This is a genomic window from Roseovarius halophilus (ex Wu et al. 2025), from assembly GCF_047086965.1.
Window position 1 is genome coordinate 45,475 of sequence record NZ_JBKOTX010000018.1, and the last position, 6,508, is coordinate 51,982.

The window sequence follows — 6,508 nt, forward strand, 5'->3', positions numbered from 1 at the left end:
TCCTGCTGCAAGCCCTCCCACCCGGCACCGTGATCGCCGACCGCGGCTATGATAGCCGGGCGTTTGTGGACCTCGTGCGCGACCCGGGAGGTGAACCCCATATCCCGACGCAGAGCCGGGTGCGCATCCAGCGCATCGCCCCCGAAAACCTTGATCGCCAACGCAACCTGGTCGAGAGGTTCTTCTGCAATCTCAAGCAGTTCCGCCGCATCGCCACGCGCTTCGAAAAGCACGCGGATACTTTCATGGCCGTCGTCGCCCTCGCTTCATCAAGAATTTGGTTGCGCGCAATTGAGTCCACGCCGTCGGGGCCTATTTCACCGCGCGCCGGTAGAGGTGCCACGTCGCGTGGCCCAGGATGGGCATGACCACAACCAGTCCGACAAGGGCCGGGATGGCGCCAAGGATCAACGAGGCGGCCACGATGAGACCCCAGGTGCAGATCACGCGCGGGTTCTTCCGGAACACGTCCAGCGACGTCATGATCGCCCGTGGTACGCTGACGTGACGATCCATCAGCAGCGGGAAAGAGATCACGCTGGTCGCCAGCACGAGCAGCGCAAAGAGGAACCCCGCGCCAGTGCCCAGCAGGATCATCGCCCAGCCCGCGCCCGTCGTGAAGGTGTCGGACAGGAACGCCGACAGCGAGGCTGGTGGCTGCGGCCCCAGTGTCAGGGCGTGAATGGCGAAGGCCGTGATCAGCCAGGTGCCGAAGATTGCCATGAGGCAAAGCCCCAGCACGACAAGCGCCACAAAGTAGGGCGCGCCGATGACCCCAAGCGCGGCGCCCCAGCTGACAGGTTCGCCCCGCTCGCGGCGTCGGCTGATCTCGTAGAGCCCCACGGCGGCCAGTGGCCCCAGCAGGGCAAAGCCTGCAACAAGCGGGAACAGCATTGGCAGCGCGGCCAGGTCCGTTGCCATGGCCAGCAACACCAGCCCGATCACCGGGTAGACCACGACAAGGAACAGGGCATCGGCCCGGGCGGCGGTAAAGTCCTGCATCCCGAGCCTCAGCGCGTCGCGCAGGTCCTGTCGGGTCAGGATCTTCACCTCGGGCGCGCGATCGGCTTTGCCGCCGATGGCCTCGACCGATTCGCCGACATGACTGGATGCCCGGCCCAGGGCTCTGGCGCCCCAGCTGAGCGGATTTCCGATCGTCTGTGTCATTTGGCCTCGCGTTTGCGGTTGACAGTCGGGCCAATGGGTCGGGGCGACGACATCTGTCCGAAACAGATTGGCCCAAGAATCAGCCTAGCAGCTTGGCCCGCCGCCCGTGGTCACGATTTCGATACGGAGGCCGCCGGTTGCGTCAGATCAAGGCCGGCCCCACCTGCTGTCTGCAGGATAAGGCCACACAAACGCAGGAGGCGCCCATGTCCGGTCATCTGGAGATTCTGCCCGGTTTTCCGCCCGATGTCCTGGCGGTTGCCGCGCACGGCCGCATCGACGGGAAAAGTTACGACGAGACCCTCGTGCCCGCGCTGGAGGCGGTCATCGAGAAAGAGGGAAAGGCCAAGCTCTTCTATCTGTTGGGCGAGGATTTCGAGCGCTTCACCGCCGGGGCCGCCTGGGACGACGCGCGTCTGGGGGTTCTCCACCTGCACGACTTCGCACGGATCGCCGTGGTGACGGATACGAGCTGGATTCGCGGGGCCGTCAGCGTCTTTGGCCCGCTGGTCCGGGCGCCTATCAAGGCTTTCCACCTTGACGAGCGCGCGACGGCGGAAAGCTGGATCGCCCGAAACGACCCGCCCGAGACCGGCTACAACGTCGATGCCACCGGCAGGGTGACGACACCCCGGTCCTAGCGCATGGGCGCGAACAGCGCATCGTCCAGCGTGCAGTCGCGCCGCACGTCCGCGCCGCAGTCCCGGAACGCCAGGTCGCGGGTCAGGCAGATGCGCGCCTCCTGGATGCTCCCAGAACGGCAGGTCACGGTGATCCCGTCCGCGGAAAGGCCGCGGTTGTCGCGCAGGAAGGCCTCTTCCACCACCGTGGCGGGCAGGCGAACGGGATCGTCCAGCTCGCGGAACACCTGCGGACGGGTGACCCTGTCGTAGGCCTCGGCAGACAGGGCGTAGTAATCCGCGGCCGACAGCCCGGAACAGACGCCGTGCTTGTCCCATTGGTGCCAGGCCGCTCCGGCCGACCCGAACAGGCCCGCCTGCGCGGCAGTATCCGCCCGCGAGGGGTTGCGGTGATCGGTGCTGCAATAGTCAGGCCAGCCGCGCTCGTATTGCGGCCAGAGACCGTGCAGCACCCAGCCGAAACCGGCCCCGGGTGCACATTGCGGCGATCCCCGCTCGGCGCCCTCGCGGGCGCACCAGTTGGGCGACCAGCTCAGCGCCATTACGTAGTAATCAAACTCGCCGGCTGTCCCCCCGGCCCGCAGCGGGCCGGCGAAAACGAGAAGAACAAGGATCAGTCGCAGCATTTCGGGGCTTTCAATGTGGTTCGGTGGCGACTATATACCGCCCGAGTTCCCCGACAAAGAGAACCTGATCCGCACCCCGGATCGCCCCCGCCGGGGCAGGGGAAAGATGTATTCGCGAAGGAGCCGAGAACATGGCTGAAAAACCGATTATGGCAAAGGCCACCGCCGTCTGGCTGGTGGACAACACGACAATCACGTTCAAGCAGATCGCCGATTTCGTGGGCCTGCACGAACTCGAGGTTCAGGGCATCGCCGATGGCGACGTCGCCGCCGGGGTCAAGGGCTTCGACCCTGTGTCGAACAACCAACTGACCCAGGACGAGATCGACCGGGCCGAGGCGAACGCGCAGCACAGGCTCACGCTCAAGCACAACCCCGCCGCCGAGGGCGAGGAAAAGCGCCGCGGCCCGCGCTATACGCCGCTGTCCAAGCGTCAGGACAGGCCCAACTCGATCCTCTGGCTGGTCAAGTTCCACCCCGAGCTGACCGACGCGCAGATTTCAAAGCTCGTAGGCACCACCAAGCCGACGATCCAGTCGATCCGCGAACGCACGCACTGGAACATCTCGAACATGGAACCCATCGACCCGGTCGCGCTGGGCCTATGTCGGCAGTCCGAGCTGGACACCGCCGTGCAGAAGGCCAACGCCAAGCGCGAGCAGGCAGGCGAGGTCATGTCGGATGACGAGCGTCGCAAGCTGGTCTCGACCGAGCAGAGCCTCGCCGCCGAGGACGAACCGCGCATGCCCACGGCCATCGAGGGTCTGGAAACCTTCTCGTTGTCAAATGACAACGTGGGCAAGGACGGGGACGACGAGAAGACGCCTGATGCCGACAGCTTTTTCAACCTGCCGGATGATGATGGGGACGAGGACGAGGATTGATCGCGCCCGACCCGTCTCGTTTCGCGCCCGGTCCGAAAGGGCCAGGCGCTTGGTTTTTCTGCAAAGGTGTCTGACAGGGTACGGCAGGCGCGGCTCAGGTCCCCTGAGCGGCGGCCCAATGGCTCACCGGGTTGGGCCGGCCCAGATGGAACCCCTGCCCGAGGCCTGCCCCTGCCTTCCGGGCGCGTTGCAGTTGCGCCGGGGTCTCGATTCCCTCGACGATACAGGTCGCGCCCGCCGCATGGGCTAGGTCGATGGTGCGTTCCAGGATCGCCGCGTCGCGCCGGGACCGCCCCGCGGCCGCGGTGAACCGCTTGTCGATCTTGACGTAATCCACGCAGGTGGTCTGAAGGCGGCTGAGCGTCGATTGCCCCACACCGAAATCGTCCAGGGCGATCTGCACGCCGAGGTCGCGCAGCATCCTCACCGTGCGCGCGATGGCGTCGTCATCGTCGCGCGTGACGATGGTTTCGACCAGTTTGAAGACCACGTTCCCATGGGGAATGTCGCCAATGATCGTGTTCACCCAGTCGAGCCCGTCCGCTCCCAGATTCGCCAGAAAGGCGGTAGAGATGTTGAACGAGACGCATTTGCCCTGGGTGTTCGCGGCCCAGGCTGCGGCGGCGTGGGCCTGGGCCAGTGGTGGCTTGGTTTCGGCATCGTAGGCGGCTGTCATCGATTCGAGGAAATGCGCCGGGCCAAGGACCTGGCCATCGGCGCGGTGCCAGCGGATCAGCGCCTCGTAGCCCCAGACATCGCCGGTGGCCAGGTCCAGGATGGGCTGCAGGTGATAGCCGATCTCGTTGCGCCTGAGGCCGAGCCGGACCTCCTCGACCGAAGGCCTGACAGGCCCTGATGCGTGGCGGCGCTCACTCACCTGCGCCGCGCGATTCTTGCCATTCGCCTTGGCCACGCGCAGGCCGTCATTGGCGATCATCAGGGCATCGCGCGCGGACATGCCCTGGCGCACGCGGCAGGTTCCGATCGAGGCCCCGCGCGAGACCTCCAGGTCCCCGACCCGGCTTGTGCAGCCCCGGATCGCGGCAAGCAGATCAGTGCAGATGACCTCGACGCAGGCCGCGTGCGCCCTGTCCAGCAGCACCATGAATTCGTCCCCCGCAAGTCGGCAGACAAGACCCCGTCCGGCCACGGCGCAGCGGATCGTCCGGGCGATACCGGTCAGCAGGTCATCGCCGATGCCGAAGCCGTAGTTGTCGTTCACGCTCTTGAAGTCGTCCAGGTCGATAAAAATCAGCACGTCGCCCGCCGCCGCCCCGACCTCGAAATCCTGATAGAAGGCCTGCCGCGACAGCAGGCCGGTTAGATCATCGAAACGCAGCTGCCGTTCAAGCTGTTGCACCTTCGCGCGAAGGGCACAAATATCTTCGGCGGGATCTTCTTCAAGATGCATGATAAGCAAAAGACACAAACATAGGTTGCAATGTCAAGCGAACCGTAGCGATTGGCCCGGCCCGCTGAGCAACTGGGCCTCAAACCCCTTTGCGGGCGTTCAGGGCCGCGGTGATCGTGCCGTCGTCCAGATAGTCCAGTTCGCCGCCCACGGGCACGCCCTGGGCCAGCGAGGTGACCGAAACCCCGGCCAGTTCATCGGCGATGTAGTGGGCCGTGGTCTGGCCGTCCACGGTGGCGCCCAGGGCTAGGATCACCTCGGTGACGCCCTCCGAGGCGACGCGGGATTTCAGACGCGGGATGCGCAGGTCCTCGGGGCCGACATCATCCAGCGCCGACAGCGTGCCACCCAGCACGTGATAGCGGCCCTTGAAGACGGCGGCGCGCTCCATCGCCCATAGGTCGGCCACGTCCTCGACCACGCAGATCTGGCCGGTGGCGCGTTTCTCGGCGGCGCAGATGTCGCAGATGTCGGTGGTGCCGATATTGCCGCAGTTGAGGCACTCGCGGGCGCTGGCCCCGACCCGCGCCATGGCCTCGGCCAGCGGGGCCAGAAGCTGCCCCCGTTTCTTGACCAGGTGCAGGACCGCCCGGCGGGCCGAGCGCGGCCCCAGGCCGGGCAGGCGGGCCATCAGGTCGATCAGGTCTTCGATGTCGCTGGTGCCGTTGGTCAAGAAGGCGCTCCGATGGGCCAGGGTGCGGCCCGCAAAAGGCTGCGCCTTTCGCCCCACCGCAGCAGGTCGAACGGGCAGGCCAATGCGACCTAGAAAGGCAGTTTCATGCCGGCGGGCAGGCCCAGTTCTTCCTGGATCGTCTGCATTTCCTCGGCGGCGCGGTCGCTGGCTCTGGACTGGGCATCCTTGATGGCGGCAAGGATCAGGTCTTCGACCACTTCCTTGTCGTCGCCATTGAAGATCGAGGGGTCGATGTCCAGTCCCTTGAGCTCACCCTTGGCGCTGGCCGTGGCCTTGACCAGCCCGGCCCCGCTTTCGCCGGTGACCGTCATGGCGTGCATATCCTCCTGAAGCTGCTCCATCTTCTGCTGCAGCTCCTGGGCGGATTTCATCATCTTGGCCATGTCGCCCATCTGGCCCATTCCCTTGAACATTCCCGTTTCTCCTGTCGACTCTGGTTCCGAGTAGCAGATATGGCGCTCCGGCGGCCCGGCCACAAGGCCGGATCATTCCTCTTCGAAGGGGTCCCATTCCTCGTCCACCTCCGGCAGGGCCTCCAACTCGGCCTCCTGCTGCAGGGCGTCCGGCGTGCGAATCCCGACGATCCGCGCCTCCGGGAAACGGCTCAGCACGGCCTGGACCAGCGGGTGCGTGGCTGCCTGATCGCGCAGGGCTGCCTCTTCGGCGTCGCGGTCCTCGGCAAGGGTGGCGCCGCCGCCGGTGCCCACGAGCGTCACCGCCCAGCGATTGCCCGTCCAGGCCTGCAGACGGCTGCCCAGCTTCGCAGCAAGGTCGCGCGGGGCATCCTCGGTGGGTTGGAACTCGATGCGGCCCGGCTGGTAGGCGACAAGGCGGACACAGTTCTCCACGTCGACGAGGAGTTTCACGTCGCGGTGGCTGCGGATCAGCTCGATCACGTGGTCGAATGTGGGATAGCGGGCGAGCGCGGCATCCGTCGCGACGGCAGGCTCGGCGCCACCATGGCGGGCCGAAGGGCCGGATGGTCCTAGCCATGGTCATCTTCAGGCTGCCGCGGATTTTGTGGCCGAACTCTCCGAGCTCGCCAATGGTGATCCGGTCGACAATTATACGGCAGCCCTTAATGA

General features: G+C 65.9%; 8 protein-coding genes and 1 pseudogene. 3 read left to right on the forward strand and 6 right to left on the reverse strand.

Features of this window, described 5'->3' with window-relative positions; genetic code table 11:
- Window positions 1–29 precede the first annotated feature (29 nt).
- On the forward strand, window positions 30–368 hold the full coding sequence (locus tag ACH107_RS05720) for a transposase (protein WP_412504993.1): 339 nt from the start codon (window positions 30–32) through the stop codon (window positions 366–368).
- Here ACH107_RS05720 and ACH107_RS05725 read toward each other — a convergent pair.
- Window positions 313–1,167 (reverse strand): DUF2189 domain-containing protein, encoded by an 855-nt coding sequence (locus ACH107_RS05725; RefSeq protein WP_310689988.1) that lies wholly within the window; start codon window positions 1,165–1,167, stop codon window positions 313–315. The genes ACH107_RS05720 and ACH107_RS05725 overlap by 56 nt on opposite strands.
- 206 nt (window positions 1,168–1,373) lie before the next feature.
- Between ACH107_RS05725 and ACH107_RS05730 the strand changes: the two genes are divergently transcribed.
- Window positions 1,374–1,808, forward strand: coding sequence for an STAS/SEC14 domain-containing protein (locus tag ACH107_RS05730; protein ID WP_310689987.1), 435 nt, complete (start codon window positions 1,374–1,376; stop codon window positions 1,806–1,808).
- Here ACH107_RS05730 and ACH107_RS05735 read toward each other — a convergent pair.
- The gene (locus ACH107_RS05735) at window positions 1,805–2,434 is read right to left on the reverse strand and encodes a ribonuclease T2 (RefSeq protein ID WP_310689986.1); all 630 of its coding nucleotides are present in this window, start codon (window positions 2,432–2,434) and stop codon (window positions 1,805–1,807) included. The two genes, ACH107_RS05730 and ACH107_RS05735, sit on opposite strands and share 4 nt — an antisense overlap.
- A 131-nt stretch (window positions 2,435–2,565) precedes the next feature.
- Between ACH107_RS05735 and ACH107_RS05740 the strand changes: the two genes are divergently transcribed.
- Window positions 2,566–3,318 (forward strand): DUF1013 domain-containing protein, encoded by a 753-nt coding sequence (locus ACH107_RS05740; RefSeq protein ID WP_310689985.1) that lies wholly within the window; start codon window positions 2,566–2,568, stop codon window positions 3,316–3,318.
- A 94-nt stretch (window positions 3,319–3,412) separates the two neighbouring features.
- Here the strand turns inward: ACH107_RS05740 and ACH107_RS05745 are convergent, their stop codons facing one another.
- The 4 genes and pseudogenes from ACH107_RS05745 to ACH107_RS05760 form a co-directional block, all read right to left on the reverse strand.
- Window positions 3,413–4,729, reverse strand: coding sequence for an EAL domain-containing protein (locus ACH107_RS05745; RefSeq protein WP_412504994.1), 1,317 nt, complete (start codon window positions 4,727–4,729; stop codon window positions 3,413–3,415).
- A gap of 79 nt (window positions 4,730–4,808) precedes the next feature.
- Entirely contained in the window at window positions 4,809–5,402 is a 594-nt protein-coding gene (recR, locus tag ACH107_RS05750; RefSeq protein WP_310689983.1) for a recombination mediator RecR, read from the reverse strand.
- Window positions 5,403–5,491: 89 nt separating this feature from the next.
- Entirely contained in the window at window positions 5,492–5,836 is a 345-nt protein-coding gene (locus tag ACH107_RS05755; RefSeq protein ID WP_310689982.1) for a YbaB/EbfC family nucleoid-associated protein, read from the reverse strand.
- 72 nt (window positions 5,837–5,908) lie between these two features.
- Window positions 5,909–6,406: pseudogene (locus tag ACH107_RS05760) on the reverse strand (DNA polymerase III subunit gamma/tau); the annotation flags it as partial.
- Between the last annotated feature and the right edge of the window lie 102 nt (window positions 6,407–6,508).

Bases quoted from the DNA above. Each gene is read 5' to 3' on its own strand.
- ACH107_RS05745 (WP_412504994.1), bottom strand. From the start codon at position 4,729: ATGCATCTTGAAGAAGATCCCGCCGAAGATATTTGTGCCCTTCGCGCG.
- ACH107_RS05730 (WP_310689987.1), top strand. From the start codon at position 1,374: ATGTCCGGTCATCTGGAGATTCTGCCCGGTTTTCCGCCCGATGTCCTG.
- ACH107_RS05725 (WP_310689988.1), bottom strand. From the start codon at position 1,167: ATGACACAGACGATCGGAAATCCGCTCAGCTGGGGCGCCAGAGCCCTG.
- ACH107_RS05735 (WP_310689986.1), bottom strand. From the start codon at position 2,434: ATGCTGCGACTGATCCTTGTTCTTCTCGTTTTCGCCGGCCCGCTGCGG.
- ACH107_RS05755 (WP_310689982.1), bottom strand. From the start codon at position 5,836: ATGTTCAAGGGAATGGGCCAGATGGGCGACATGGCCAAGATGATGAAA.
- ACH107_RS05740 (WP_310689985.1), top strand. From the start codon at position 2,566: ATGGCTGAAAAACCGATTATGGCAAAGGCCACCGCCGTCTGGCTGGTG.